Origin of the sequence: Nocardia sp. JMUB6875 (genome assembly GCF_041154655.1) — a bacterium.
Taxonomy (GTDB): domain Bacteria; phylum Actinomycetota; class Actinomycetes; order Mycobacteriales; family Mycobacteriaceae; genus Nocardia.
Genome location: NZ_BAAFGR010000039.1, coordinates 1 through 25,538, shown reverse-complemented (window position 1 = coordinate 25,538; position 25,538 = coordinate 1). Strand labels below are relative to the sequence as shown.

Genomic DNA, 25,538 nt, shown 5'->3' with positions numbered 1-25,538 from the left:
CACTGCCGTCGAAGGGTTCAGGAGATGACCGCGGTCCACGGCTGCATCAGGGCGTCGTGGACCTCCTGGGTGTAGCGGCCGCGGCCGACCAGATCGCTCAGCACGGCGGCCGTCACGGCCTGGCTGACCACGGTCAGCGTGCCGATCGAACCCAGCGACTGCAGCAGCCCGGCGATATCGCCACCCGTCGACGGCGTCGCCGAAACCGCTTGCCCGGCAATCAAACCCGCCACCTGCACATTGCGGGAGCGGCCGAACTCCTTGGCGGTCTCGCTCGCGATCTGCAACGGCTGCGGATCCGCGGACTGCTGCTGGCCCAGGCCCGACAGCAGCCCGGCCAGCCCGCCCGCACCGCCGCCGGTGAGCGCGCTCATGCTGTCCTGCATGCGCTTACCGGCCTCTGCGTTCATCCGCTCCCGCTCCTCGGCGGTGAGCTGGGCGGCGCGCTCCACGATCCGCATGACGCTCGCCCACTGCGGGCCGTACAGGTACTCCAGGTGCAGCGCGGGATCGACGGTGGCGAACGGGATGGTGGGGTCATTGGCTTCGATACTCATGACGATCTCCTTCGATTGATGGGATTCCATTGGGGGAGTGAAGCTTCTGTGGATGGGTCAGACTCCGACAGAGACCAGCCGTCGAGAGTCGCTGTCCCGCAACCCGTCCGACGCCTCGGCCCCGACCAGCGGGATCTCGGCGTGCGCGACCGGTGCGGCAGCGGGCTGATTCGCCGGCGCGAGCAGCTTCATCAGCCCGGCGATGACCTGATCCAGGCTCGCCGTATCGGTGATGCTGTCGAGGAACTGCGTCCCGGTCGCGGCCGCACCGCCACCGGTGGCGCCCGGATCCATCGCGGCCCGGATCGCGGAGATGATGTACGACCGGAACGCCGGATCCAGCAGGAGCAGCAGCGGAATCAACACCAGCGCCGCCAGCGTCGCCAAGGCGAGCAGCGCCAGCACCGGCAGCGCGACGGCCAGGGCGGGTACGGCGATCGCGGTGAGCAACGCCAGGCCCGCTCCTACGCCGAGCACCGCCGTGCCACCGACCGCGACCGCGGCCAGCCCGGCCAGCCCGACAGCGAGGAACGCACCGACCGGGATGCCCACCAGCAGCAGCGCGAGCAGCGCCACGGTGGCCAGGCCGATCAGGGCGAGCGGGACGCCGATGCCCAGCGCCGGAATTCCGATCACCGCCGTGAGCACCGCGCCGCCCAGCAGGAACGGTGCGGCCACCGCCGCTGCCGCGCCCAGGGCGGCCAGGGCGAGGAGCGGGATCGCCACCGCCGCCAAGGCGGCCAGGGCGGCCAGTGTGCCGACGGCCAGCAGCGGAATCCCGATGGCCAGCAGCGGAATTCCTATGGCCAGCGCCAGGCCCGCGCCGACCGCCAGCAACGGCACGGCCACGACTACGGCCGCGACCGCCGCCGCGCCCAGCGCCGCCAGGGCCAGGACCGGGATGGCCGCCAAGGCCAGCGGCACCAGGACCACCGCCGCCGCGGCGGCCAGGAACGGGAGCGCCGAGAAGATGAAGGGCAGGGTCGCCAGGAAGGCCAGCAGCACCAGGCCCTTCGCCGCCACCCACAGTCCGGTGAACAGCGTCAGCGCGAACAGCGGCACCGCGAGCAGGCCGAAGGCGCTGATACCCAGGGCCGCCGCCGCGACGACCAGCCCGGCCACCAGGAACGGCGACCACACCGCGGCCAGCGCGAGCGCGATGATCGGCGAGATCGCGGTGGACAGGATCGGGGCGAACGGGCCCACGATCAGGAACGGCAGCGAGAACACCACGGCTACGGCCAGCGCCGCGATGCCCACCGGAATCATGGCCACCGTCGCGGCCAGCGCGACCGCCAGCGCCAGCGCCGTGCCGACGATCGCCTCCGCACCCAGGATGGTGAGCCCGGCGGCGATGACCGCGCTGATGGCCGCCAGCGCCGCCACGGTCGCCGCGATCGCCACCGGAATCGCCACCAGGGCGAAGGGCGGGAACAGCAGCGAGGCGTAGACGAAGGTGCCGATGATCAGTAAAGCGGTGAGCGCCATGGGAATTCCGCTCGCCACCGTCAGCGCGGCGACCAGGCCGCCGAGCAGTCCGGCCACGATCGCGGTGCCGCCGATGCCGCCGAGCACGATGAACAGCTGCGCGGCCAGCAGGAACGGCAATGCCAGCAGGGCCAGCGGCGGGTTGATGAGAATCAAGCCCAGCAGCGTCACCGTCAGCATGCCGAAGCTGAGCACATTGATGGCCAGCCCGCCCACGGCCACCGCCGCGACCGCCGCCAGCGCGAGCGCGATCGCACCGGCGAACAGCACCACCAGGGGCGCGAAGGTGAACACGAAATCGAGTGCGGCCAAACCCATCACGGCCGCGGACACGATGGCGGCGAAGGCGATCAGCGCGGGCAGCACGAACGGAATCGTGTAGGGCATGAGCAGCATCAGCAGCCCGCCCGCGATCACCGTGACCGAGGCCCAGGTCACCACCAGGCTCAGCAGCGCCGTGGTGCAGAACGCCAGCAGCAACCCGGCGAAGCCGAGACCACCGAACAGGAACAGCAGCCCCAGCGCGGCCGGAAGGCCGACCAGCACCGCCAGGAACACCGGGGCCAGCAGCGGGCCGACGACCGGAAGCGCGAAAACCAGTGCGGCGGTGGCGATCAGACCGGCCACGACCGCCACGGCCGCGGCGATGGCCCCGGCGGCGGTGAGGATCAGCCCGGCGGCCGCGCCACCGAACCAGAGCGCCACGATGGCGGCCAGCTGCACCGCCGTCGCCGCCAGTGCCAGCACGAGCAGCGCGATCACGGCGGCCGAGCCGACCACCGACAGCGCCGCCAGCCCGGTCACGAACAGCGCGCCGATCACCGCGCCCGCCGCCAATCCGGCCGCGCCGAACAGGATCAGCGCCGCCACCCCGAGAATCGCCAAGGCGGGCAATGTGATCAGGCCGAACGGCGTGAAGAACGACGCCACCACCAGCGCCGCGAACAGCGCGGCCGCGGCCAGACCCGCGATACCGAGCGTGCCGAACACGACCGCGGCCAGCGCGATCGACCCGAACAGCAGGGTGCCGAGGGCGATCACCGAGAAGGCGATCGGCGCGATGATCAGGCCCAGGAACGGAATGAACACCGTCGCAAGCAATCCGGCCGCCAGCGTCGCCACGAAAATGCCCGCCAGCGCCGTACCGCCCAGCCCCAGGAACACCGCGGCCAGCGCGATCCCGCCCACCACGATGGCGGCGAAGGCGATCATGCCGCCCACCAGGATCACCGGGGCCAGCACCTGGAAGGCCACGAACGCCAGTGGCAGCACCACCAGCGCCACCGGAATCGCGATGATCGCCAGGACCACGAGCACCGGGATGGCCAGCACCGCGAGCACGATGCCGCCGATCACCAGCGCGCCGATGATCAAGGGCGCGGCCACGATCGCGGCCACCACGAGCGCCCCGATTATGCCGATCGCACCGATCGCGAGCGCACCGGCGAACAGCAGCGGCACGATGGCGAACAGGCCCACGATGGGCAACGCCAGCAATGGCAGCGCGGCATCCCGGCGCACACCGGTGCCCATGATCATATCCCGCAACTCGTGCAGCAGCGGCGCGGCGGCCGCACCGGGGTCGGCGATCAATCCCAGTACCGGCGTGAGGAATCCGAGCATGGGAGCCAGCGCACCCATGGCCGGCGCCGCGAAGCCGAGCACCGACGCGCCGAGCGCGTCCAGCCCGGCCCCCGGGTTCGTGACCAGGTCCCGCACGGTCTCGGCGAGCTGCTGCAACGGGTCACCGGTGCCGACCGCGTCCTTCGGGAAGCCGAACAGGGCGCGACCCTGGTTGATCAGCGCCGTCACCGGATCCTCGGCCAGGTCGCGGCGACGCGATCCGACACCTTCGAGGGCCTGACCGACGAATGCCAGCAGATCCTCGACCGGCTGCCGCAGCGGTCCGGAGGGGAAGGTCTGATCGGCCCAGGAACCCAACTGCCCCAGGTCGATTCGCGAGCCGACCACCTGCGCGGCCACCTCGGCCAGCTGCGCCACCGGGGAGGAGGCGGGGCCGAGCAGCCCGGCCGCCGGTGTCGCACCCTCGGCCAACGGCGCGCCGCCGGCCACCGTCGCGCCGCCGGAAGCCGGTGCGGCACCGGGCGATTGCGCGGGCGGTGTGAACAGATCCCGCAGCTGCGCCAGCCCCGGCTGCGCCGGGGTCCCGGCCGCCGCGCCGCCCAGCGCGTTCACCGCCTGATCGATGATGCCCTGCGCGGCCGGACCCAGATTCTGGCCCAGCGCACCCAGATCCGGCACCGGCACCCCGGCCCCCTGCGCGGCCGCACCCAGATCCTGGACGGCCGCACCGAGATTCGGTCCCGCCCCGGTGCCCAGGTCCTGCACGGCCGCCCCGATCTCCGGCGGCAGCGGCACCCCGAGCGGATTCACCGGCTGTTGCGCGTCACCGATCGCGGGCCGGGTGCCGAGATCGATGGGCGGCACCGGCAGCGCCGGAGCCTGCGCCCCGGCCTGGCCGCCCACCATGGCGGTGGCCAGCGAGGCGAAGGCGGCCGCGGCGTAGAGGCCGCGTCGATTGCGCTTGCAGTCCCTGGCCTGCCGAGCGCCACGTTTGGTCGTACGGGTTCGTACCAGCGTTGCGGACATGGGAGAACCTTTCGATCGAGTTGATCAAGCCGGTCCGGTCTCACCGGAGGCGCAGTCGGCCTCCGAGACCCCGCCCTCGGCCCCGAGCGTGGCGCCGATGCGGGTGTGCAGCAGGCCGCCGATATCGCGGCACTGGATGTAGGCGTGCAATCCGGCGCCCGCTCCGGGCGGGCAGGTGAGCGTCGAGCGATTCGGCACCGAGTTATCGGTGACGCACTCGGCGGGGACCGGATCGGCGGCGGCCTTATTCGTGACCGGCATTCCGAGTGCCGAGCCGAGGGCATAGACACCCACGGCGGCGAAAACCACGAGCTTGCCGATGAATTTCATGCGCTGATGGTCCGAAGGAACGAAATACCGGGTCAAGGTGACCGGGATTACAAAGTGCCCGTTTTCCCACGTCCGATACCTGCTACAGCTTGTCCGCTGCGGATAATTTTTCCGGGTCGTTTACCGCGGAAGGACTTGACTTTCGAGTGTCGAATCTATTTCGGACAGGAATCGACGAAGGGCGCCGTCCGAGCGGTCAGTGCCCGGAATGCGCGTGCGGGGTGGTCGGCTGACCGGCCTGTCCACCCGGCTCGACGACCACGAATTGCCCCATCATCCCCAGATCCTCGTGCCAGAGCAGGTGGCAGTGGAACATGTACGGCGTGTTCGGATCGGCGGGCCCGTCGAAGCGCAGCACCAGCTTCACCGTGTCGTCGGGCGCGAGGAACACGGTGTCCTTGGGCCCGCTCAACGCGGCGCCCGGCCGTTTCCCATTCACCTCCACCACCCCGAACTGGACATCGTGGACATGGAAGTTGTGCGGCATCCCGTCGCGGTTGTGCACGGTCCAGATCTCGGTACTGCCGCGCTCCACCGTGGCGTCGACGCGATCCATCACCATGGCCCGACCATTGATCTTCCCGAGCTCGAGCTCGAAATCGCGCTCCCGCACCGAGTCCGCGGCCTTCGCCGTCTGCGGCGCGACCAAGGCACCGGGCAGTCGTGGCGATGGGCGCAACGTGCCGGCCGCCCGGAGCTCGAGCACGTCGAAGGTGTCATCGCCGCCGTTGAACCGCTGCCCCCAGAAATCCAGTCCCGCATCGACCCGATCGCTACGCAGCACCACGCGCTCGCCCGGCCGCATCCGCACCACGATCTCGGCCCGCTCGCCCGGCGACAACTGCACATGGTTCAGATCGGCGGGCCGTTCGAGCAGCCCGCCATCGGTGCCGATCAGCGCGAACGTCCGACCGTCGGAGAACCCGAAGCTGTAGATCCGCGCGGTCGAGGCATTGAGCAACCGCAGCCGCACCAGCTCGTCACCGACGGTGCGAAACGGCGCGAGCGTCCCATTGACCATGGTCCGATCTCCGAGAAAACCGACATCCGCGAACATGCCACGCCCGGAAGCGAATCGGTTTCCCTGGAACTTCACGTCCTGCACGATGAGCGGCAGATCATCCACCCCGTAGGTGTGCGGCAGGGGCAGCGCCGAGGCGGCATCGTCATCGAGCAGGAACATGCCCGCGAGCCCGCGCCGCACATGACTTTCGGTGGCCCCGTGCGGATGTGGGTGATACCAGAGCGTGGCGGCGGGCTGATCCACCGTCCACTCCGGCGTCCACGTGGCCCCGGGCTCGACCATCTGATGCGGCCCACCATCCATCGCCGCGGGCAGATGCATGCCGTGCCAGTGCACCGTCGAAGCCTGATCGAGCCCATTGCGCACCTGTACCCGAACCTTCTCACCTCGCTTCGCACGCAGGGTGGGGCCCAGATAGTCGCCATTGAATCCCCAGGTATCGGTCACCTTGCCCGGCTCGAATTCCTGTTTCCCCGGGCGCATATCGAGCTCGAACACCCTGGTCCCCTCCGAATCGACCCGTGATTCCGCAAGCGGAGGAATAGTCAGCTCCCGATCGAAATCCACTGTCCCGACCGTGGATACATCCGCCGTCGCGTACAACCACACCGTCCCGCTGCCGAGCACAAGCATTATCGCCGCCACAAATCCGGCGAGAATCAACAGAATTCGCCGCCACCGCGACCGTCGCACAACCACCATGCCGAAAACAGTAGAAACGCCACGTCACCCGGCACATCCGGAAGCGCACCCATCTTCGGCCCCTACTCGACCCCGATACGGCACCGAGGCAGCCCGGCCCCCGCTCGGATTTCGAGTGTCGAAGCCATTCCGAAAATCAGCCAGCAATATTATGGCTAACCATGAATCGCAGCAGCCGGAAAGTCGCGGGAGCGACGAATCAGCGCCGCATCATCAACCCGGTTTCCGTGGGCGCGGCAATCGTCATCATCGCGCTCATCGGTGTCATCACCGCGAGCTTCCTGCACAAGGATCACGACAAGAAGGAGGCCGCCGCCGCGGTCGCCCCACCCGCGGTCTTCACCCCGGACGGCCGTCTGCACTTCGGCAGCGCGGCCACCGTCGTCACGGTCATCACCGATTTCCAGTGCCCGATCTGCCGCCAGTTCGAGGCGACGACCGGCCCGACCCTGACCGACATGGTCAACGCGAACACGGTTTCCGCCGAATACGACACGGTCGCCGTCCTCGGCGGCCTGTCCAAGGACGACTACTCCGCACGCGCGGCCAATGCCGGAACCTGTGTCGCCGTGGCGAACAAGCCCGCCTGGCTCGAATTCAGCAAGCGGCTGTTCGAGAACCAGCCCGCCGAGGGCGGCCCCGGCCTCAGCGACGACACCCTCGTCCAGATCGCCGCGGACTCCGGCGTCGCGGGCCCCGACGTCGCCGAGTGCATTCACTCCGGCCGCTACGCGGGTTTCGTCGCCTCCCACAGTCAGAAGGCCATCGACGGCGGTTTGACCCATGTCCCCGTGGTGAAAGTCGGCGATACCACCGTGGAAAACCTCACCCCCGACGGCTTACGCGCCGCAATCGAGCGCGCGACCTCGGCCGGGCAGTAAAGCGCTGGCGGCGACCCGATAGGCTGGTAGCTGGTCGCACGCGGTTTCGACTGCGTCGCGGATCCCAAGAACAAGCACAGACAAAGGACTGCACAGCGCTATGACCAGCCGCATCGAGCTCGCCCGCGTGGACCTGCGCGGACGTACTCCCACTGCTGCCGAACTGCGCGCGGCTCTGCCGCGTGGGGGCGTCGACGTGGACTCGGTGCTGCATCATGTGCGACCGGTCGTGGAGGCGATTCGCGATCGGGGCGTCGAGGCCGCGCAGGAATTCAGCCTGAAGTTCGACGGTGTGCGGCCCGCCTCGGTGCGCGTGCCCGCCGCCGAGCTGGACAAGGCTCTGGCCGAGCTGGATCCGGCCGTGCGCACCGCCCTCGAGGTCGCCATCGAGCGCACCCGCAAGGTGCACAACGATCAGCGCCGCACCGACAAGACCACCCAGGTGGTGCCCGGCGGCACCGTCACCGAGCGGTGGATTCCGGTCGAGCGGGTGGGTCTGTACGTGCCGGGCGGCAATGCCGTCTACCCGTCCTCGGTCGTGATGAATGTGGTTCCGGCGCAGGCCGCGGGCGTGGACTCGCTCGTCGTCGCCTCGCCGCCGCAGGCCCAGTTCGGCGGTCTGCCGCACCCGACCATCCTGGCCGCGGCCAAGCTGCTGGGGGTCGACGAGGTGTGGGCGGTCGGCGGTGCGCAGGCCGTGGCCCTGCTGTCCTACGGCGGCACCGATACCGATGGCGCGCAGCTGGAACCGGTCGACATGATCACCGGGCCGGGCAATATCTATGTCACCGCCGCCAAGCGGCTGTGCCGCGGGCTGGTCGGTATCGACGCCGAGGCCGGGCCGACCGAGATCGCGATTCTGGCCGACGCCACCGCCGATCCGGTGCACGTGGCGGCCGATCTGATCTCGCAGGCCGAGCACGATGTGCTGGCCGCCAGCGTGCTGGTGACCGACAGCGTCGAGCTCGCCGATGCGGTGGACGCGGCGCTGACCGCGCAGATGGCTGTGGTCAAGCACCACGATCGCGTCGCGGAAGCCCTGTCGGGCAAGCAGTCCGGCACCGTGCTGGTCGACGACATCGCCCAGGGACTGCGCGTGGTGAACGCCTACGCGGCCGAGCACCTGGAGATCCAGACCGCCGACGCCGCCGGTGTCGCGGCCCAGGTGCGTTCGGCCGGAGCGGTTTTCGTCGGCGCGTGGTCGCCGGTCTCGCTCGGCGACTACTGCGCGGGTTCCAATCACGTGCTGCCCACCGCCGGATGTGCCCGGCACTCTTCGGGTTTGAGCGTGCAGACCTTCCTGCGCGGGATTCACGTCGTCGAGTACTCCGAGGCGGCGCTGAAGGATGTCTCCGGACACGTTGTGGCGCTGGCCAATGCGGAGGATCTGCCCGCGCACGGTCAGGCCGTGCAGGCGCGATTCGGAGAGCTGCGGTGAATGCTGTGACCGTGCCCGGCTCGGGCATCTCCCTTGAAGACCTGCCGATTCGCGACAACCTGCGTGGCAAGAAGCCGTACGGCGCACCGCAATTGACGGTGCCTGTTCAGCTCAACACCAACGAGAACCCGCACCCGCCGAGCAAGGCTCTGGTCGACGACGTCGCCGAGTCCGTGCGCGCGGCGGCCGCGGACCTGCACCGCTACCCGGATCGCGACGCGGTCGAGTTGCGCGTCGATCTGGCCGGCTACCTGACCCGCCAGACCGGCGTCGCCCTCGACGTCTCGAACGTCTGGGCCGCCAACGGCTCCAACGAGATCCTGCAGCAGCTGCTGCAGGCGTTCGGCGGACCCGGCCGCAGCGCACTGGGTTTCGTGCCCTCCTACTCGATGCACCCGATCATCTCCGAGGGCATCGACACCGAGTGGATCGAGGCCAAGCGCAATGGCGACTTCTCCCTCGACATCGACTACGCGGTCATGTCGGTGGGGGAGAAGAAACCCGACGTGGTGTTCGTGACCAGCCCCAATAACCCGACCGGGCACAGCATTCCGATCCCGGACCTGGAGCGCATCCTCGACGCCGCGCCCGGCATCGTGGTGGTCGACGAGGCGTACGGCGAATTCTCCAACGCCCCCAGCGCGATCACGCTGATCGACAAGTACCCGGCCAAGCTGGTGGTCACCCGCACCATGTCCAAGGCGTTCGCCTTCGCGGGCGGACGGCTCGGCTACCTGGCGGCCGCGCCCGCCATCGTCGACGCGCTGTTCCTGGTGCGCCTGCCGTACCACCTGTCCGTGGTCACCCAGGCCGCGGCGCGGGCGGCGCTGCGGCACGCGGACGAAACCCTGGGCAGCGTCCACGAATTGGCGCGGCAGCGCGACCGGGTCATGGCCGCGCTCGCCGAACTCGGCTACGACGTCATCCCGTCCGACGCCAACTTCGTGCTGTTCGGCCGCTTCGCCGACGCCCCGCGCGCCTGGCAGCACTACCTCGACGAGGGCGTGCTCATTCGCGATGTCGGCATCCCCGGCTACCTGCGCACCACCATCGGCCTGGCCGCCGAGAACGACGAATTCCTGCGCGTCAGCGCGAAACTGGCGTCCGAGGAGCTGATCGCCCGATGACCACCGAACGTCCCGCCGACCGGATCGCCCGCGTCGAGCGCACCACCCGCGAATCCAGCATCGTGGTGGAGCTCAACCTGGACGGCTCCGGCAAGACCGACATCTCCACCGGCGTCCCCTTCTACGACCACATGCTGACCGCCTTCGGCCAGCACGGCAGCTTCGACCTCACCGTCCAGGCCAAGGGCGACATCGAGATCGAGGCCCACCACACCGTCGAGGACACCGCCATCGTCATCGGCCAGGCACTGGGCCAGGCGCTCGGCGACAAGAAGGGCATCCGCCGCTTCGGCGACTGCTTCATCCCGATGGACGAGACCCTCGCGCACGCGGTGGTCGACGTGTCCGGCCGCCCGTACTGCGTGCACACCGGCGAGCCGGATCACATGCTGCACACCATCATTCCGAGCGTCGCGCCGACCGCCTCCTACTCGACGGTCATCAACCGCCACGTCTTCGAGTCGATCGCGCTCAACGCCCGCATCGCCCTGCACGTGCGGGTGCTCTACGGCCGCGACCAGCACCACATCACCGAGGCCGAATACAAGGCCGTGGCACGGGCTTTGCGCGCGGCGGTCGAATACGACCCGCGCGTGACCGGCGTCCCGTCGACGAAGGGCTCGCTGTGACCAAGAAGATCGCCCTGCTCGACTACGGCTCCGGCAACCTGCACTCCGCCAGCCGCGCCCTGGCCCGCACCGGCGCCGAGGTCACCATCACCGCCGACCCCGAAACCGCCTTGAACGCGGACGGTCTCGTGGTCCCCGGCGTCGGCGCCTACGCGGCCTGCATGTCCGGCCTGCGCGCTGTGCGCGGCGAACGCATCATCGGCAAGCGCCTCTCCGGCGGCCGCCCCGTCCTCGGCATCTGCGTCGGCATGCAGATCCTCTTCGAGCGCGGCGTCGAATTCGGCGTCGAAACCGAAGGCTGCGCCGAATGGCCCGGCACCGTCGAACGCCTCGACGCCCCCGTCCTCCCGCACATGGGCTGGAACACCGTCAAGGCCCCCGAGGACAGCGTCCTCTTCGCCGGCATGGACGCCGAAACCCGCTTCTACTTCGTCCACTCCTACGCCGCCCAACACTGGGCCTGGAACGACAACGACTCCCAAATCGCCCCGGCCAAACTAACCTGGGCCGAACACGGAGTCCCGTTCCTCGCCGCAGTCGAGAACGGCCCCCTGAGCGCCACCCAGTTCCACCCGGAAAAGTCCGGCGACGCAGGCGCCCACCTCCTCCGCAACTGGATCGACTCGATCTGACCCTGAGCTGTTCATCGGGGTGGATTCCGGACCAGTAATGCGGGCGGATTCCGGATCCGCTGCCGGGGAGTGGCGACCTAGCCTGACTGGATCAGGAGGTCGCCATGAAAACCAGTGCCGTACCGCTGTGGATCAGTGGGGTCTATGCGGTGGTCGCGAGTTTCGCGTTCGCGGCCACCGCTTCGGAGACGATGCTGCTGTATCCCAATATCTTTCGTGATATTCCCGAGTCGCTGGCGCAGACGCAGCAGTTCATGAGTGTGGTCGCGGTCGGGGATGTCATGCGGCCGATGGGCGGGGTGCTGACGCTGTGCGCGCTGCCGGCCGCGTATGTGGCGGTGCGGTATCGGACGGGTAGGGGCTGGACCGCGGCCTCGCTGGTGTTCCTGATCTCGGGGCAGTTCCTGTTGTCGATCCTTTATCAGTGGCCGCGCGCGACCGTGTTGTTCGACGAGCGGGACCGCCACAGCCTCGACGAGATCAACCGGGCGGCAACGGAATTCCTCATCGGACAGGGGCTGCGCACCGCCGCGGCGTTGGCCACCGCCGTCTTCGCGACCGCGGCGGCCCTCGCTTGGTATCGGGCGCGGATTCTGGCGCGGGCCTCGGCGCTCGCCGCGCGGCCGCAGCCCGCCTGATCGTGGGTGCTCCCAACGAGCCTTGCTAGATTTCTTGCATGGACAATGCGGCCGAAGCGGCTTCCGGCAGACTGCGTGCCCTTCCGACCCGGCTCGTCGGGCAGGTCGCGATCATCGCCAACCGCTGCACCGAGAAAGCGTTGGAGCCCACCGGGTCCCGGCGCTACCACTACGCGCTGCTGGCCACGCTCGACGAGAAGGGGTCGCTCAGTCAGGCCGAGGCGGGGCGGCTGACCGGGATCGATCGCAGTGATGTCGTCGCGGCGGTGAACGACCTCGCCGATCGTGGCCTCGTCACCCGGGAGCCCGACCCGGCCGACCGCCGCCGCAACATCCTCACCCTCACCGCCGCGGGCCGGGCCCATCTCGCGGACCTCGACACCCGTCTGGAAGCAGCCCAGCGCGAACTGCTCCCGGACTTCAGCACCGCCGAACGCGCCAACTTCGTGCTGCTCCTGACCCGCATCCTGGAACAGCACGCCCCGCGCTGACCCGTTTCAGCAGCGGGCCGATCCGGGCTCCACGGTCGTCCCGATCACCCGCGGCGGCCGCCCGGAGGAGACGATTTTCGCTCCGTCCCAACGGTATTGGACGCAATAGAAGGTGGCGTCCGCGCACGCGTTGCAACTGCCCGGCACCTTGTATCGCAACCCCACGCTGTCATCGGTGACATGCGCGGGATCCGGTGAGATGAAGCTGCTCCACCCTGGTTCCGCCGTCCCCACATACGCACCCCGGTGAAACAGCAGCACCTGCATCGGCGAACTCCCCGTGGCCCCTTCGACGGTGATCAACGCCGCCGACAACCCCGAGCAGATCCCGTTCACCGTCGGATTCGCCCCCACCGCCGGCAACGCCCACTTCGACACCTTCCCGGGCGCCACCTCCACCGGCGCCAAGGTCGCCGCCGCATTCCTGATCACCGCCGGATCCGGCTTGCACGCCTGATCCGCATTCGCCCCCGCCCCAGGCACGGTCGTCGGCACCGGTGTCGCCGTCGTGGTGGCGGCGGCCGACGACGTGGGCGCCGCCACGGTCGTGGACGGCGCGGGCCCCACCGCCTCATCACATCCCGTCAGTGCCGCGGCCGCGGCGAGCACTGTCATCACGATCCCTGCGCTGCGTAACAAAGAGGTCCCTTTCATCCGGTATCGCGGCTGGCGTAGGTCCGATCCGGGACAGCATGCGGCACCGGCGCGAGCGTGGTGGACCGAATGCGGAGGGAAGCCGTCGAACTCACGTGCCAGGCCGACGCCGGGCGGGCGAAGGGTAACCAATAAGATGCTTGCGTGAGTCTTGTGCTGCTACCCGCCGTCGATGTCGCCAATGGTGAGGCCGTGCGCCTGGTTCAGGGGGAGGCGGGCAGCGAAACCAGTTACGGTTCGCCGCGCGACGCCGCCCTGGCTTGGCAGCACGCCGGGGCCGAATGGGTGCATCTGGTCGATCTCGACGCCGCGTTCGGGAAGGGCTCCAATTACGAACTGCTGGCCGAGGTCATCGGCGAGCTGGATGTGAAGGTCGAGCTGTCGGGCGGGATCCGCGACGATGAGTCGCTGAAGGCGGCGCTGTCCACCGGCTGCGCGCGGGTCAATATCGGCACGGCGGCCATCGAGAACCCGGACTGGTGCGCCCGCGCCATCGGCGAGTACGGCGACAAGATCGCGGTCGGCCTGGACGTGAAGCTCATCGACGGCGAATGGCGGCTGCGCGGCCGCGGCTGGGTCACCGACGGCGGCGACCTGTGGGAGGTGCTCGAGCGGCTCGAGCGCGACGGCTGCTCGCGCTACGTGGTCACCGACGTCTCCAAGGACGGCACGCTGACCGGGCCCAACCTGGAACTGCTCGCCCAGGTCGCCAATGCCTGCGAGGCCCCGGTCATCGCCTCGGGCGGCATCTCGGTGCTCGACGATCTGCGCGCCATCGCGACGCTGGTGGACGAGGGCGTCGAGGGCGCGATCATCGGCAAGGCGCTGTACGCGGGGCGGTTCACCCTGCCCGAAGCGCTCGCCGCGGTGCGATAGCCACGATGGCCGCCGAACTCGCCGAACTGCTCACCATCGCCAGTGGGGTACTCGACTCCGCCGCACCGCGTTTCGTCGAGGGCATCGGCGCGCCGAGCGCGGTCGAGAAGGGGCGCAACGACTTCGCCACCGAACTCGACCTGGAACTCGAGCGCACCATCTCCGAGCTGCTGGGGCAGCGCACCGGAATCCCGGTGCACGGTGAGGAATTCGGCGGGCCGCAGCTGACCTCGGGCACCGCCTGGGTGCTCGACCCGATCGACGGGACGTTCAACTATTCGGCGGGCAGCCCCATGTGCGGGATGCTGCTGTCGCTGGTGCGCGACGGCGTCCCGGTGATCGGCCTGACCTGGCTGCCGGTCCTGGGCCAGCGCTACGCCGCCATCGAGGGCGGGCCGCTGCTGCTGGACGGAAACCCGCTGCCGCCGCTGGCCCCGGCCAAGCTGGCCACCGCCATGATCGGCTTCGGCAGCTTCAATCTCGATGGGGCGGGCCGCATTCCGGGCATCTTCCGCTTCAATCTGCTGGGCGCGCTGAGCCGGCTGTCGGGCCGCCAGCGCATGTACGGGTCGACGGGCATCGACCTGGCCTACACCGCCTCGGGAATCCTGGGCGGGGCCGTGGTGTTCGGACATCACCCGTGGGACAACGCGGCGGGCGTGGCGCTGGTGCGGGCCGCGGGCGGCGTGGTCACCGACCTGCTGGGCCGGGACTGGACCATCGAATCCGGTTCGGTGCTGGCCGCCGCGCCCGGCGTGCACGAGGAACTACTGGACCTGATCGCCGATACGGCCGATCGGGTCCGAGGAGAGGTGGAGCAATGAGTTTGGCAGTGCGTGTGATCCCCTGCCTGGATGTCGACGCCGGCCGCGTGGTCAAGGGCGTCAACTTCGAAAACCTCAGGGACGCGGGCGATCCCGTCGAACTGGCGGCCGCCTACGACGCCCAGGGCGCCGACGAGCTGACCTTCCTCGACGTCACCGCCTCCACCGGCGATCGCGGCACCATGATCGACGTGGTGACCCGCACCGCCGAGCAGATCTTCATCCCGCTCACCGTCGGCGGCGGCGTGCGCACCGTCGAGGACGTGGACCGGCTGCTGCGCGCGGGCGCGGACAAGGTGTCGGTGAACACCGCCGCCATCGCCCGGCCCGAGGTGCTGCGCGAGATGTCGGAGCGGTTCGGCTCGCAGTGCATCGTGCTGTCGGTCGACGCGCGCACCGTGCCCGAGGGCCAGGACCCGACCCCGTCCGGCTGGGAGGTCACCACCCACGGCGGCAAGCGCGGCACCGGCATCGACGCCGTCGAATGGGCCGTGCGCGGAGCCGAATTGGGCGTCGGCGAGATCCTGCTCAACTCCATGGACGCCGACGGCACCAAGGCCGGATTCGACCTGCCCATGATCCGTGCGGTGCGCGCCGCGGTCTCGGTGCCGGTCATCGCCTCCGGCGGCGCGGGCAAGGTCGAGGACTTCGCGCCCGCCGTGCAGTCCGGCGCCGACGCGGTGCTGGCCGCCAGCGTGTTCCACTTCGGCGATCTGACCATCGGCCAGGTCAAGGACGCCATGCGCACGGAAGGAATCACCGTCCGATGAGCTCCCTCGATCCCGCCATCGCGGCCCGCCTCAAGCGCAACTCCGACGGCCTGTTCGCGGCCATCGCGCAGGAAAAGAGCACCGGCGACGTGCTCATGATGGCCTGGATGGACGACGAGGCCCTCGCCCGCACCCTCGAAACCCGCAAGGGCACCTACTATTCGCGCTCGCGCCAGCAGTACTGGGTCAAGGGCGAGACCTCCGGCCACACCCAGTACGTGCACGAGGTCCGCCTCGACTGCGACGGCGACACCGTACTGCTGGTCGTCGACCAGGAGGGCGCCGCCTGCCACACCGGCACACACACCTGCTTCGACACCGACGTCCTACTGTCTCAGGGCGATTCGCTGCTCTAGCCGGGTTCGTGCCCGTTGAGATCGACGTGCGAGATCGGCCGCCCCGAGCGGCCGAGTCCGCGGGACATGCCCTTGTCCAGCTGCTCCACCAGCGTCTCGCCGAGCGCGAGCAAGTCCTTGGTCTGTTCCGCGTCCAGGCCGTCGAAGACCAGCCCGCGCACGCACTCCAGATATCCGGGCGTGGCCTCGGTGACCTTGCGGAATCCGGCGTCGGTGAGCACCGCCTGCGCCCCACGCCGGCCGGTGATGGTGACGCGCTGCGCCCAGCCGAGTCGCTCGAGCTTGGAGACCACATGCGAGAGCCGGGATAGCGATGCGTTTGCCTTTTGCGCAAGCTCGCTCAGTTGCAACCGGTGGCCCGGTTCTTCGGAGAGCAGAGTCATCACGAAGTATTCGAAATGGGTTATCCCGGACTCACGTTGCAGCTGAGTATCCAACGCGGCGGGCAATCTGGTGGTGAGCGCGACAAGGGTACGCCAAGCTCGCTGTTCCATGGGATTCAACCACTTGGTCACCGTGCGCGCCCTCTCGTAGCAGCCAAGTGACCCGTTGTGCGGAACGGTAAGTGAGCCTGCGATACCGCATCGAACGAGTCACTCGCACGTCAAAGTTTGCCACGATTTCGCTCGTCAGTCACGGTGTTGCTGAATGACGTGACATCGATCACGCGTGTCGCGGCGTCGAATCAGTTCGCGCCGACTTCCGGAGGATTAACCGGGGTTTCCGGCGACACGCGAGGCTTTTCCTGTTCGGCACGCTGCTTCTCGGCACGATGACGGCGGAATCGCCTGCGCACCAAGAGAAATGCCACCCCCAGGAACAGCACCGCGGCCACGATCGCACCCGCCAGCGCGGCCCCGCGGAATCCCGGCGCGTCGACATCGAGAACACGCTCCCCGGCGTGTGCGGCATTCGAGTTGCCCCACACGATGGTCAGTGTCAACAAATTCGGGATTGCGGTGACCAGTGCAAGAACCGCGGCGGCACCGCCAATAAACCTACCGCCCCGTTTGCGCCAGCGGAGCCCCGCCAGCAGCAACAAGAAGAGTGGCACAGCCGTACATACCGCGCCCATTATCAGGCCGTACCAGATCCCTTTTGCGAAACTCCCGCTGACCATTTCGCCGATCCGCTGCGCCCACCAGCGCGGCAGAAATGACGCCAGAATCAAATACGTCACCCACAGCACCGCCACCGCGATGACCGCGGCGATGATTCGATTGCGCCACGTGACGAAGCTCGAGTGCTTTCGCTCCGACTGCTCGGTACTGGGCGTAGTCATAGGCCCAGCGTATGTCCGATTCGCTGGCGCGCGAAGGAGCGACGCTCCGGCCGCGCCGCCGTTCAGCCCTCGGCGACGAACAGATCGGCCGATTCGAAGTCGGTGACCTGCGGCGGCCGCGGGAATCCGCCCCCGCCCAGGCGGGCGACGGCCGGAAAGAACACGGCCCGATTGAACTCGTCGAGCAGTTCCCGGCGCTCCCAGACCTGCACGACCTGCCAGCCGCCCTCGACCGGACCGGCCGTGAACAGCACCCGCCCCTTCGGCGGTTCGTAATCCCCGAGCGCGTCGCCCAGGGCCCGATAGTGCGCCTCGGTCCCGTCGGGGAAGAACGCCAGCCGCACGAACGCCATCAGCCGCGCTCCCGCAGGAACTTCAGCGCCTCGTCGGCGTGCACATTGGCCCGCATCTCACTCGAGATCACCTTGGCCACAGTCCGATCCGGGTCGATCACGAAGGTCGTCCGCTTCACCGGAACCAGCGCGCCCAGCAGTCCCCGCTTCACGCCGAACTCGGCGGCCACCTTGGCCCCGGGATCGGACAGGACCGGGTAGCCCAGGCCCTGCTTCTCCGCGAAACCGGACTGGACCTCCACGGAGTCCGCGCTGATCCCCACGCAAGTGGCCCCGGCGGCCTTGAATTCCGTTGCCAGATCACGGAAGTGGCACGCCTCGGCGGTGCACACCGGCGTGTTGGCCGCGGGGTAGAAGAACACCACCACCGGTCCGTCCGCGAGCAGCGACTCGAGCGAACGTGTGGTGCCTGATTGATCCGAAAGCTCGAAGTTGGGAGCGAGCTGACCTGCCTTCATAACCCGCACCCTACCCAATTCATCGCGCACGAGCTATTGGTAACCGCGCTGCGTCCCAATCGAACTCCTGCCTGCGGCTGCTCGGTCGGCGATCCGTCCACCGGGGATTGTGAACATGTCGGCCCGCCGGCTCCGCGAACCAGGCTGACCGCTCGGGCCGAGCGCTCTCGTGGCATCGGGTTCGGCGGGTAATTCACACCCCCGAATCTCCTTGATCTGCTTGGGGGTCCGGGGGAGTGTCCCCCGGAGCCCCAACCACCCCCGACACGTGGTGTCGGTTCGTGCTCAAACCCCGATGAGGGCGGCGACCTCGGGGTTCTTGATATCCATGACGTCGAGGATGCCGTGCGCGCGGAGGAACGGCTTGAGTTCCCGGATGCGGTCGGTGTGCTCGGCGTACTCGTCCGGGAAGCTGTGCGGATCGAGCGCTTCCAGGGCCTTCACATACGTGACGAACGAGGCGATGGCGGAGTACTTCCCGCCGGTGTTCATATTCATCATCCGAGGGGGCTGGCCGGGCATGGTGCCCGGGGCCATCTGCGGAGCTGCGTGCCGTGGACCCTCCGGTGCTACCGGTTGCGAGGGGTACATCTGTGTTGAACTCCTCTCGAAAAGGGGGATACCGCGTGCGACCGCCGCGAGTGTAGTGATGACCGCTTCAGGTATTCGCCGCAGGTGCCGCCTCGGCTGGGCCGCCGAGTGCGATTTCTGAACCGATCGGCGGGCCTGGAATGATGGGTGAATGCACGGCGCGCATGGTTTGCCTCTGAACGCGGCTATCGACACCACTACCTCCCGGGAGCAGTTCCGGGCGCTCGCGGCCGACCACCGGGTGGTTCCGGTGGTCCGAAAGGTGTTGGCGGACTCGGAGACTCCGCTCTCGGCCTACCGCAAACTGGCCGCGGACCGGCCCGGCACCTTCCTGCTGGAGTCCGCGGAGAACGGCCGCTCCTGGTCGCGATGGTCGTTCATCGGCGCGGGCAGCCCCAGCGCGCTGACCGTCGTGGACGGCCAGGCCGCGTGGATCGGCCAGACCCCCGCCGACGCTCCCGTGGGCGGCGACCCGCTGGCCGCGCTGCACGAGTCGCTCGAGGTGCTGCGCACCGAACGCCTGCCCGGATTGCCGCCCTTGACCGGCGGTCTGGTCGGCTACCTCGGCTACGACATCGTCCGCCGCATGGAACGCCTGCCCCAACTCGCCACCGACGACCTGAAGGTCCCGGAGATGGTGCTGATGCTGGCCACCGATCTGGCCGCCTTCGACCACCACGAGGGCGCGATCACCCTGATCGCCAATGCCGTCAACTGGAACGGCACCGACGAGCGCGTGGACGAGGCCTACGACGACGCGGTGGCCCGCCTGGACCGCATGACCGACGCCCTGGCCGCCCCCGCCGACTCCACCGTCTCGGTCTTCGACCGCCCCGAGCCGAACTTCCGCCGCCAGCGCACCTCCGACGAGTTCGGCGCGGGTGTGCGCCGCCTGATCAAGGAGATCGAGGCGGGCGAGGCGTTCCAGGTGGTGCTCTCGCAGCGCTTCGAGATGGACTACAACGGGTCGCCGATCGACCTGTACCGCATGCTGCGGGCGTCGAACCCGAGCCCGTACATGTACCTCATGCACATCCCGGACAGCGACGGCGGCACCGCGTTCTCCATCGTCGGCTCCAGCCCCGAATCGCTGGTGACGGTGAAGGACGGCGTGGCCACCACGCACCCGATCGCGGGCACCCGCTGGCGCGGGGTCACCGAGGAGGACGACCTCCTGCTCGAAAAGGGCCTGCTGGCAGACGAAAAGGAGAACGCCGAGCACCTCATGCTCGTCGATCTGGGTCGCAACGATCTGGGCCGCGTCTGCGAGCCCGGCACGGTGAAGGTCACCGAGTACCGCCACGTCGAGCGCTACTCGCACGTCATGCACCTGGTGTCCACGGTCTCGGGCCGCCTCAAGCCCGGCAAGGTCGCCCTCGACGCCGTGCAGGCGTGCTTCCCCGCGGGCACGCTGTCCGGCGCTCCGAAGGTCCGCGCCATGGAGCTCATCGAGGAGCTCGAGCCCACCCGCCGCGGCGTCTACGCGGGCGTGGTCGGCTACCTGGACTTCGCCGGTGACGCCGATACCGCGATCGCCATCCGCACCGCCCTGCTCAAGGACGGCACGGCCTACGTCCAGGCGGGTGCGGGCATCGTCGCGGATTCGGATCCGGACTACGAGGACGTCGAATCCCGCAACAAGGCGATGGCGGTCCTCAAGGCGATCGCCGCCGCGGAAACCGTGCGCGCCTACCGGCCGAGTACGGACCGATGAGCGATCCGGACCCCGATCGGGCACCGGGAACGGAACGGGAAAACCAGGCGGCGCAACCTGATTCGTCGGGCAACGATGCCGCCGGCACGGCCGAACGCGCGATAGCCGCGGATCTGGCCGAGGCCGAGGCGAATGCCGCCGCGGCCGAGGCCGACGCCGAGGCGGCCCCGGACAAGCGCCGCCGGCCCCTGGCCGCGGTGGCCCTGCTCGCGCTGGCGGCCGTCCTGCTCTGGGCGTCCTCGCGGATGAACTGGGCGACCATCGAGATCACCAGCGATTACGGCCTGCCCCGCACGAAGGACCTCGACGGCGGCGTCTGGTTCGCCCCCCTGACCCCGCTGGCCCTGGTCTTCCTGGCCACCATCGCGGCGGTCTTCGCCACCCACGGCTGGTGGCGGCGCGGTGTCGGCGTGATCGTCGCGGTCGTGTCCGCCATGGCCGCCGTCCCCGCCTACGCCCTCCTCACGCACCACGGCACAACCGAACGTGCGACCCGGCTCGCCGAACTACACGGCGGCGACCACGCGGGCGCGGTGACGACCTCGGCGCTACCCGCGCTGGTCTCCCTGGCCGGAGCGGTGTCCGCCTTCGCGGCGGGCCTGCTGCTGGTCCGGCAGTCCGCCGAGGCCCCCCGCATGTCCGGAAAGTACGACAATCCGGCCAATCGGAAGCTCTCGGCGGCCGAGCAGGTTGCCGCGCATCACGCCCGGGTCCGCGATGCGGAATCCGGATCACAGACCGCCCCGCAGGAGCAGCTTTCGGGCCGCGTGCTGTGGGATGCGCTCGACGAGGGCGTGGATCCGACCGACGAGGAAACGAATCAGCCTGCCGCGCACGATGATCCAGGTAGCGACGGATCGCACGGCAAACGCCACTGAGCTGGGTGGGGAAGCGGCAGCGCAGCCGGTTCCAGCCCCGCTGTCAAGCACGGGAACATAGCCATTTACTCTTTATCAGCAGCGGTGAGACAGCGCCTGGGGGGATTCTCAGGCAGCAAGTCCGTCTCCCCAGAAAGGATTCGAGCCAGATGACGGTACTCGACTCGATTCTCGACGGGGTCCGCGCGGATGTGGCCGCACGCGAAGCAGTCCTGGATTTCCAGGCCGTGAAAGCAGCCGCCGCGAAGGCCAAGTCCCCGCGTGACGCCAAGGCCGCGTTGCACGCGGAGGGAATCGGTGTGATCGCCGAGGTGAAGCGGGCCAGCCCCTCCAAGGGCGAGCTCGCCGACATCCCGAATCCCGCCGACCTGGCCCGGGCCTACGAGGACGGCGGCGCGCGCATCATCAGCGTGCTGACCGAACAGCGTCGCTTCCACGGTTCCCTCGCGGACCTGGACGCGGTCCGCGCCGCGGTGGACATCCCGGTCCTGCGCAAGGACTTCATCGTGGGCCCGTATCAGATCCACGAGGCGCGCGCCCACGGCGCGGACGTGATCCTGCTGATCGTGGCCGCCCTGGAACAGGACGTGCTGGCCTCCCTGCTCGACCGCACCGAATCGCTCGGCATGACCGCGCTGGTCGAGGTGCACACCGAGGAGGAGGCCGACCGGGCCCTGCAGGCCGGCGCCAGCGTGATCGGCGTGAACGCCCGCAACCTCAAGACCCTCGAGGTGGACCGGGATGTGTTCGCGCGCATCGCCCCCGGCCTGCCCAGCGAAGTGATCCGGGTGGCCGAGTCCGGCATTCGCGGCACCGCGGACCTGCTGGCCTACGCCGGTGCGGGCGCGGACGCGGTGCTGGTCGGTGAGGGCCTGGTGACCAGCGGCGATCCGCGTGCCGCGGTGGCCGAGCTGGTGACCGCCGGAACCCACCCGTCCTGCCCGAAGCCGGTTCGCCGGGGACGGTGAGAGTAGCGATGACTCAGACTGAAAAGCTTTCTGGCAAAAACGTTCTCGGCCTACCGGAGGCCAGTGACGGCATCCTGCACAAGAGCCACGAACCGGATCTGGGCGGCCACTTCGGCGTCTACGGCGGCCGTCACGTGCCCGAGGCGCTGATGGCCGTGATCGAAGAGGTCACCGCCGAATACGACAAGTGCCGGGTGGACCCGAACTTCCTCGACGAGCTGGACCGCCTGCAGCGCGACTACACCGGGCGACCCTCGCCGGTGTTCGAGTGCAAGAACCTGGCCAAGCACGCCGGTGGCGCGCGCATCTTCCTCAAGCGGGAAGACCTGAACCACACCGGTTCTCACAAAATCAACAATGTGCTGGGCCAGGTGCTGCTGGCCAAGCGGATGAACAAGACCCGCGTCATCGCCGAGACCGGCGCGGGCCAGCACGGCGTCGCCACCGCCACCGCGTGCGCGCTGCTGGGCATCGAATGCGTCATCTACATGGGTGCGGTCGACACCGTGCGCCAGCAGTTGAACGTCGCCCGCATGCGCCTGCTCGGGGCCGAAGTCATCAGTGTGACAACGGGTTCGCAGACGCTCAAGGACGCCATCAACGAGGCGCTGCGCGACTGGGTCACCAATGCCGAGGCCACCTACTACTGCTTCGGCACCGCCGCGGGCCCGCACCCGTTCCCGCTCATGGTGCGCGACTTCCAGCGCATCATCGGCCTGGAGGCGCGCCAGCAGATCCAGGCCCACACCGGTCAGCTGCCGGACGCGGTAACCGCCTGTGTCGGTGGCGGTTCCAACGCGATCGGCATCTTCCACGCCTTCATCGACGATCCGGGCGTGCGCCTGATCGGCTACGAGGCCGCGGGCGACGGCGTCGAAACCGGCCGTCACGCCGCCACTTTCACCGGTGGCACCCCGGGCGCGTTCCAGGGCGCGTACTCGTACCTGCTGCAGGACGAGGACGGTCAGACCATCGAATCCCATTCCATCTCCGCGGGTTTGGACTACCCGGGCGTCGGCCCGGAGCACGCCTACCTCAAGGACACCGGCCGGGCCGAGTACTACCCGATCACCGATACCGAGGCCATGGACGCGCTCATGCTGCTGAGCCGCACCGAGGGCATCATCCCGGCCATCGAGTCCGCGCACGCGGTGGCGGGCGCGGTCAAGCTCGGGCGGGAGCTCGGCGAGGGCAAGATCATCGTGGTGAACCTGTCCGGCCGCGGTGACAAGGACATGGACACGGCCGCCCAGTGGTTCGGGCTGTTCGACAAGCCCGAGGGGGAAGACAAGTGAGCCAGCAGTCCCGTCTCGCCGGAACCTTCGCGGCCTGCCGCGAGGAGAACCGCGCGGCCCTGATCGGCTACCTGCCCGCCGGATACCCGGATCTGCAGGGCTCCATCGACGTCTGCCGCGCCATGGTCGAATCCGGTTGCGACATCATCGAAGTCGGCGTCGCCTACTCCGATCCGGTGATGGACGGCCCGACCATCCAGCGCGCCGCCGAACAGGCGCTGGCGGGCGGCGTGCGGGTGCGCGATGTGTTCAAGGTCGTGGAGGCCATCTCCCAGGCCGGCGGCAAGGCTGTCGTCATGACCTACTGGAACCCGGTGCTCAAGTACGGCGTGGACACCTTCTCCCGCGATCTCGCGGCGGCCGGTGGCCTGGGCCTGATCACCCCCAACCTGATCCCGGAGGAGGCTGACGACTGGTTCGTCGCGTCCTCCACCCACAACCTCGACCGCATCTTCCTGGTCGCCCCGTCCTCCACCGAGGAGCGGCTGGTCAAGACCCTGGAAGCGTCGAAGGGCTTCGTGTACGCGGCCTCCACCATGGGCGTCACCGGCGCCCGTGACGCGGTCTCGTCCATGGCTCCCGCGCTGTGCTCGCGCATCCGCGCCCACTCCGATATTCCGATCGGTGTCGGCCTGGGCGTCCGCAGCGGCGAGCAGGCGGCCGAAATCGCCTCCTACGCCGACGGTGTCATCGTGGGCTCGGCCCTGGTGTCCGCCGCGGCCGAAGGCCTGGACGCGGTCCGGAAGCTGACCGAGGAACTCGCCCAGGGCGTCCGCTCGGCCCCGGTCTCCTCGTAATAAACACCTTTCGAAAGGGCGCGTACCGAATTCGGTACGCGCCCTTTCTTTTCGATTTCCGTTCCCGGTCTTTTCGTATATCCCTTGCGTTACCGGGACCGGTCGCCGAAACTACCGGCCGGTCGCGGCGCGTCGACCTCCGACGGCGCGTCGTCGTCGGTTTCGGCTACGGTGGGGACTCGTGACCTTACGAGCCCTTGCCGAAAGCACCGGCGCTGACGTCCTGGCGTATATCCCGAGCCCGCCGCGCGGGGTGTGGAACCTCGGGCCGTTCCCGCTGCGGGCGTACGCGATCTGCATCATCATCGGCATCATCGCGGCCATCTGGCTGGGGGAGAAGCGCTGGGTGGCGCGTGGCGGGCAGTCCGGCATGGTGCTGGACGTGGCCATGTTCGCGGTGCCGTTCGGTCTGATCGGCGGTCGGCTCTACCACGTGGCCACCGACTGGCAGAAGTACTTCGGCGCCGACGGTCACCCGATGAACGCGCTCAAGATCTGGGAGGGCGGTCTCGGCATCTGGGGCGCGGTGCTGCTCGGCGGCATCGGCGCGTGGATCGGCTGCCGGGTGTACCGGATCCCGTTGCCCGCCTTCGGCGATGCCATCGCGCCGGGCATCCTGCTGGCCCAGGCCATCGGCCGGCTGGGCAACTACTTCAACCAGGAGCTCTACGGCCGCGCCACCACCATGCCGTGGGGTCTGGAGATCTACCAGCGCTTCGACCACAGCGGCGGCCTGGACATGATGAACGGCACCGCGGCCGGCGCGCCGATCCGCATCGTGCAGCCGACCTTCCTCTACGAGCTGATCTGGAACCTGCTCGGCGTCGGCGCGCTGCTCTACCTGGACCGCAAGTTCCGCATCGGCCACGGCCGACTGTTCGCGCTCTACGTCGCGATCTACTGCTTCGGCCGCTTCTTCGTCGAGCTGCTGCGCGACGACGAGGCCACCCACATTCTCGGCCTGCGCGTGAACACCTTCACCTCGGCGATCGTATTCGTCTGCGCCATCGCCTATTTCCTGTTCGCCACCAAGGGCCGCGAAACCGCCGACCAGCTGCGCCCGGGCATCGAACGCCCGTGGCCGTGGCAGATCGGCGCGCTGCGGGCCTTCGGGGCGGCCGGAGCCGCGAGCGCCGCGGCGGGGGAGAAGGACGGTGCGGGGGAGAAGGAGGGGG

28 protein-coding genes are annotated in these 25,538 nt (G+C 69.0%); 18 read left to right on the top strand and 10 right to left on the bottom strand.

Features of this window, described 5'->3' with window-relative positions:
• Positions 1-17: 17 nt before the first annotated feature.
• From ACAM49_RS12650 to ACAM49_RS12635, 4 genes are all read right to left on the bottom strand, one after another.
• A complete protein-coding gene (locus tag ACAM49_RS12650; RefSeq protein WP_369635662.1) occupies positions 18-557 on the bottom strand; it encodes a hypothetical protein in 540 nt (179 codons plus the stop codon).
• A 57-nt stretch (positions 558-614) separates the two neighbouring features.
• Complete coding sequence (locus tag ACAM49_RS12645) at positions 615-4,655, bottom strand: hypothetical protein (protein ID WP_369635661.1); 4,041 nt, start codon at positions 4,653-4,655, stop codon at positions 615-617.
• 24 nt (positions 4,656-4,679) lie between these two features.
• Positions 4,680-4,985 carry a hypothetical protein gene (locus tag ACAM49_RS12640; protein WP_369635660.1) on the bottom strand — a complete coding sequence of 102 codons (306 nt, stop codon included), beginning with the start codon at positions 4,983-4,985 and terminating at the stop codon, positions 4,680-4,682.
• Between the two features lie 196 nt (positions 4,986-5,181).
• Positions 5,182-6,507 (bottom strand): multicopper oxidase family protein, encoded by a 1,326-nt coding sequence (locus ACAM49_RS12635; RefSeq protein WP_369635659.1) that lies wholly within the window; start codon positions 6,505-6,507, stop codon positions 5,182-5,184.
• Between the two features lie 365 nt (positions 6,508-6,872).
• Between ACAM49_RS12635 and ACAM49_RS12630 the strand changes: the two genes are divergently transcribed.
• The 7 genes from ACAM49_RS12630 to ACAM49_RS12600 all read left to right on the top strand — a co-directional run bounded on the left by ACAM49_RS12630 (position 6,873) and on the right by ACAM49_RS12600 (position 12,547).
• Positions 6,873-7,592 (top strand): DsbA family protein, encoded by a 720-nt coding sequence (locus ACAM49_RS12630; RefSeq protein WP_369635658.1) that lies wholly within the window; start codon positions 6,873-6,875, stop codon positions 7,590-7,592.
• A 100-nt stretch (positions 7,593-7,692) separates the two neighbouring features.
• Positions 7,693-9,030: a histidinol dehydrogenase gene (gene hisD, locus ACAM49_RS12625; protein WP_369635657.1), complete on the top strand. Its 1,338-nt coding sequence runs from the start codon at positions 7,693-7,695 to the stop codon at positions 9,028-9,030.
• A complete protein-coding gene (locus ACAM49_RS12620; protein ID WP_369635656.1) occupies positions 9,027-10,157 on the top strand; it encodes a histidinol-phosphate transaminase in 1,131 nt (376 codons plus the stop codon). Before hisD ends, ACAM49_RS12620 begins: the two co-directional genes overlap by 4 nt.
• Complete coding sequence (hisB, locus tag ACAM49_RS12615) at positions 10,154-10,786, top strand: imidazoleglycerol-phosphate dehydratase HisB (RefSeq protein WP_040807186.1); 633 nt, start codon at positions 10,154-10,156, stop codon at positions 10,784-10,786. Before ACAM49_RS12620 ends, hisB begins: the two co-directional genes overlap by 4 nt.
• The gene (gene hisH, locus ACAM49_RS12610; RefSeq protein ID WP_369635655.1) at positions 10,783-11,418 is read left to right on the top strand and encodes an imidazole glycerol phosphate synthase subunit HisH; all 636 of its coding nucleotides are present in this window, start codon (positions 10,783-10,785) and stop codon (positions 11,416-11,418) included. Before hisB ends, hisH begins: the two co-directional genes overlap by 4 nt.
• A 104-nt stretch (positions 11,419-11,522) precedes the next feature.
• The gene (locus ACAM49_RS12605; protein WP_369635654.1) at positions 11,523-12,056 is read left to right on the top strand and encodes a hypothetical protein; all 534 of its coding nucleotides are present in this window, start codon (positions 11,523-11,525) and stop codon (positions 12,054-12,056) included.
• A gap of 38 nt (positions 12,057-12,094) precedes the next feature.
• Positions 12,095-12,547 (top strand): MarR family winged helix-turn-helix transcriptional regulator, encoded by a 453-nt coding sequence (locus ACAM49_RS12600; protein WP_369635653.1) that lies wholly within the window; start codon positions 12,095-12,097, stop codon positions 12,545-12,547.
• Positions 12,548-12,553: 6 nt separating this feature from the next.
• Here ACAM49_RS12600 and ACAM49_RS12595 read toward each other — a convergent pair whose 3' ends face one another.
• Positions 12,554-12,814 (bottom strand): LppP/LprE family lipoprotein, encoded by a 261-nt coding sequence (locus ACAM49_RS12595; protein WP_369635652.1) that lies wholly within the window; start codon positions 12,812-12,814, stop codon positions 12,554-12,556.
• A 13-nt stretch (positions 12,815-12,827) separates the two neighbouring features.
• On the opposite strand from ACAM49_RS12595, the gene ACAM49_RS12590 reads away from it, so the two are divergent.
• From ACAM49_RS12590 to hisI, 5 genes are all read left to right on the top strand, one after another.
• Positions 12,828-13,004 carry a hypothetical protein gene (locus ACAM49_RS12590; protein ID WP_369635651.1) on the top strand — a complete coding sequence of 59 codons (177 nt, stop codon included), beginning with the start codon at positions 12,828-12,830 and terminating at the stop codon, positions 13,002-13,004.
• 341 nt (positions 13,005-13,345) lie between these two features.
• Entirely contained in the window at positions 13,346-14,077 is a 732-nt protein-coding gene (priA, locus tag ACAM49_RS12585; RefSeq protein ID WP_369635650.1) for a bifunctional 1-(5-phosphoribosyl)-5-((5-phosphoribosylamino)methylideneamino)imidazole-4-carboxamide isomerase/phosphoribosylanthranilate isomerase PriA, read from the top strand.
• 5 nt (positions 14,078-14,082) lie between these two features.
• Positions 14,083-14,901 carry an inositol monophosphatase gene (locus ACAM49_RS12580; protein ID WP_369635649.1) on the top strand — a complete coding sequence of 273 codons (819 nt, stop codon included), beginning with the start codon at positions 14,083-14,085 and terminating at the stop codon, positions 14,899-14,901.
• Positions 14,898-15,671 (top strand): imidazole glycerol phosphate synthase subunit HisF, encoded by a 774-nt coding sequence (gene hisF / locus ACAM49_RS12575; RefSeq protein ID WP_369635648.1) that lies wholly within the window; start codon positions 14,898-14,900, stop codon positions 15,669-15,671. The genes ACAM49_RS12580 and hisF overlap by 4 nt, the downstream gene beginning before the upstream one ends.
• A complete protein-coding gene (gene hisI / locus ACAM49_RS12570) occupies positions 15,668-16,027 on the top strand; it encodes a phosphoribosyl-AMP cyclohydrolase (protein ID WP_326313522.1) in 360 nt (119 codons plus the stop codon). Before hisF ends, hisI begins: the two co-directional genes overlap by 4 nt.
• Here hisI and ACAM49_RS12565 read toward each other — a convergent pair.
• From ACAM49_RS12565 to ACAM49_RS12545, 5 genes are all read right to left on the bottom strand, one after another.
• Positions 16,024-16,521 (bottom strand): MarR family winged helix-turn-helix transcriptional regulator, encoded by a 498-nt coding sequence (locus ACAM49_RS12565; RefSeq protein ID WP_369635647.1) that lies wholly within the window; start codon positions 16,519-16,521, stop codon positions 16,024-16,026. The genes hisI and ACAM49_RS12565 overlap by 4 nt on opposite strands.
• 191 nt (positions 16,522-16,712) lie before the next feature.
• Complete coding sequence (locus tag ACAM49_RS12560) at positions 16,713-17,309, bottom strand: permease (protein ID WP_369635646.1); 597 nt, start codon at positions 17,307-17,309, stop codon at positions 16,713-16,715.
• Between the two features lie 62 nt (positions 17,310-17,371).
• Positions 17,372-17,662: a hypothetical protein gene (locus ACAM49_RS12555; RefSeq protein WP_369635645.1), complete on the bottom strand. Its 291-nt coding sequence runs from the start codon at positions 17,660-17,662 to the stop codon at positions 17,372-17,374.
• The gene (locus ACAM49_RS12550; RefSeq protein WP_369635644.1) at positions 17,662-18,120 is read right to left on the bottom strand and encodes a peroxiredoxin; all 459 of its coding nucleotides are present in this window, start codon (positions 18,118-18,120) and stop codon (positions 17,662-17,664) included. Before ACAM49_RS12550 ends, ACAM49_RS12555 begins: the two co-directional genes overlap by 1 nt.
• A 285-nt stretch (positions 18,121-18,405) precedes the next feature.
• Positions 18,406-18,618 carry a hypothetical protein gene (locus ACAM49_RS12545; protein WP_369635643.1) on the bottom strand — a complete coding sequence of 71 codons (213 nt, stop codon included), beginning with the start codon at positions 18,616-18,618 and terminating at the stop codon, positions 18,406-18,408.
• Positions 18,619-18,862: 244 nt separating this feature from the next.
• Between ACAM49_RS12545 and ACAM49_RS12540 the strand changes: the two genes are divergently transcribed.
• The 6 genes from ACAM49_RS12540 to lgt form a co-directional block, all read left to right on the top strand.
• Positions 18,863-20,425: an anthranilate synthase component I gene (locus tag ACAM49_RS12540; RefSeq protein WP_369635642.1), complete on the top strand. Its 1,563-nt coding sequence runs from the start codon at positions 18,863-18,865 to the stop codon at positions 20,423-20,425.
• Entirely contained in the window at positions 20,422-21,303 is an 882-nt protein-coding gene (locus ACAM49_RS12535) for a TIGR02234 family membrane protein (protein ID WP_369635641.1), read from the top strand. Before ACAM49_RS12540 ends, ACAM49_RS12535 begins: the two co-directional genes overlap by 4 nt.
• 149 nt (positions 21,304-21,452) lie before the next feature.
• On the top strand, positions 21,453-22,271 hold the full coding sequence (gene trpC, locus ACAM49_RS12530) for an indole-3-glycerol phosphate synthase TrpC (protein WP_369635640.1): 819 nt from the start codon (positions 21,453-21,455) through the stop codon (positions 22,269-22,271).
• 8 nt (positions 22,272-22,279) lie between these two features.
• On the top strand, positions 22,280-23,566 hold the full coding sequence (gene trpB, locus ACAM49_RS12525) for a tryptophan synthase subunit beta (RefSeq protein ID WP_369635639.1): 1,287 nt from the start codon (positions 22,280-22,282) through the stop codon (positions 23,564-23,566).
• Positions 23,563-24,363 carry a tryptophan synthase subunit alpha gene (gene trpA, locus ACAM49_RS12520; protein WP_369635638.1) on the top strand — a complete coding sequence of 267 codons (801 nt, stop codon included), beginning with the start codon at positions 23,563-23,565 and terminating at the stop codon, positions 24,361-24,363. Before trpB ends, trpA begins: the two co-directional genes overlap by 4 nt.
• Positions 24,364-24,544: 181 nt before the next feature.
• Positions 24,545-25,538: prolipoprotein diacylglyceryl transferase (gene lgt, locus ACAM49_RS12515; RefSeq protein WP_369635637.1), on the top strand; the 994-nt coding region annotated here is incomplete at its 3' end.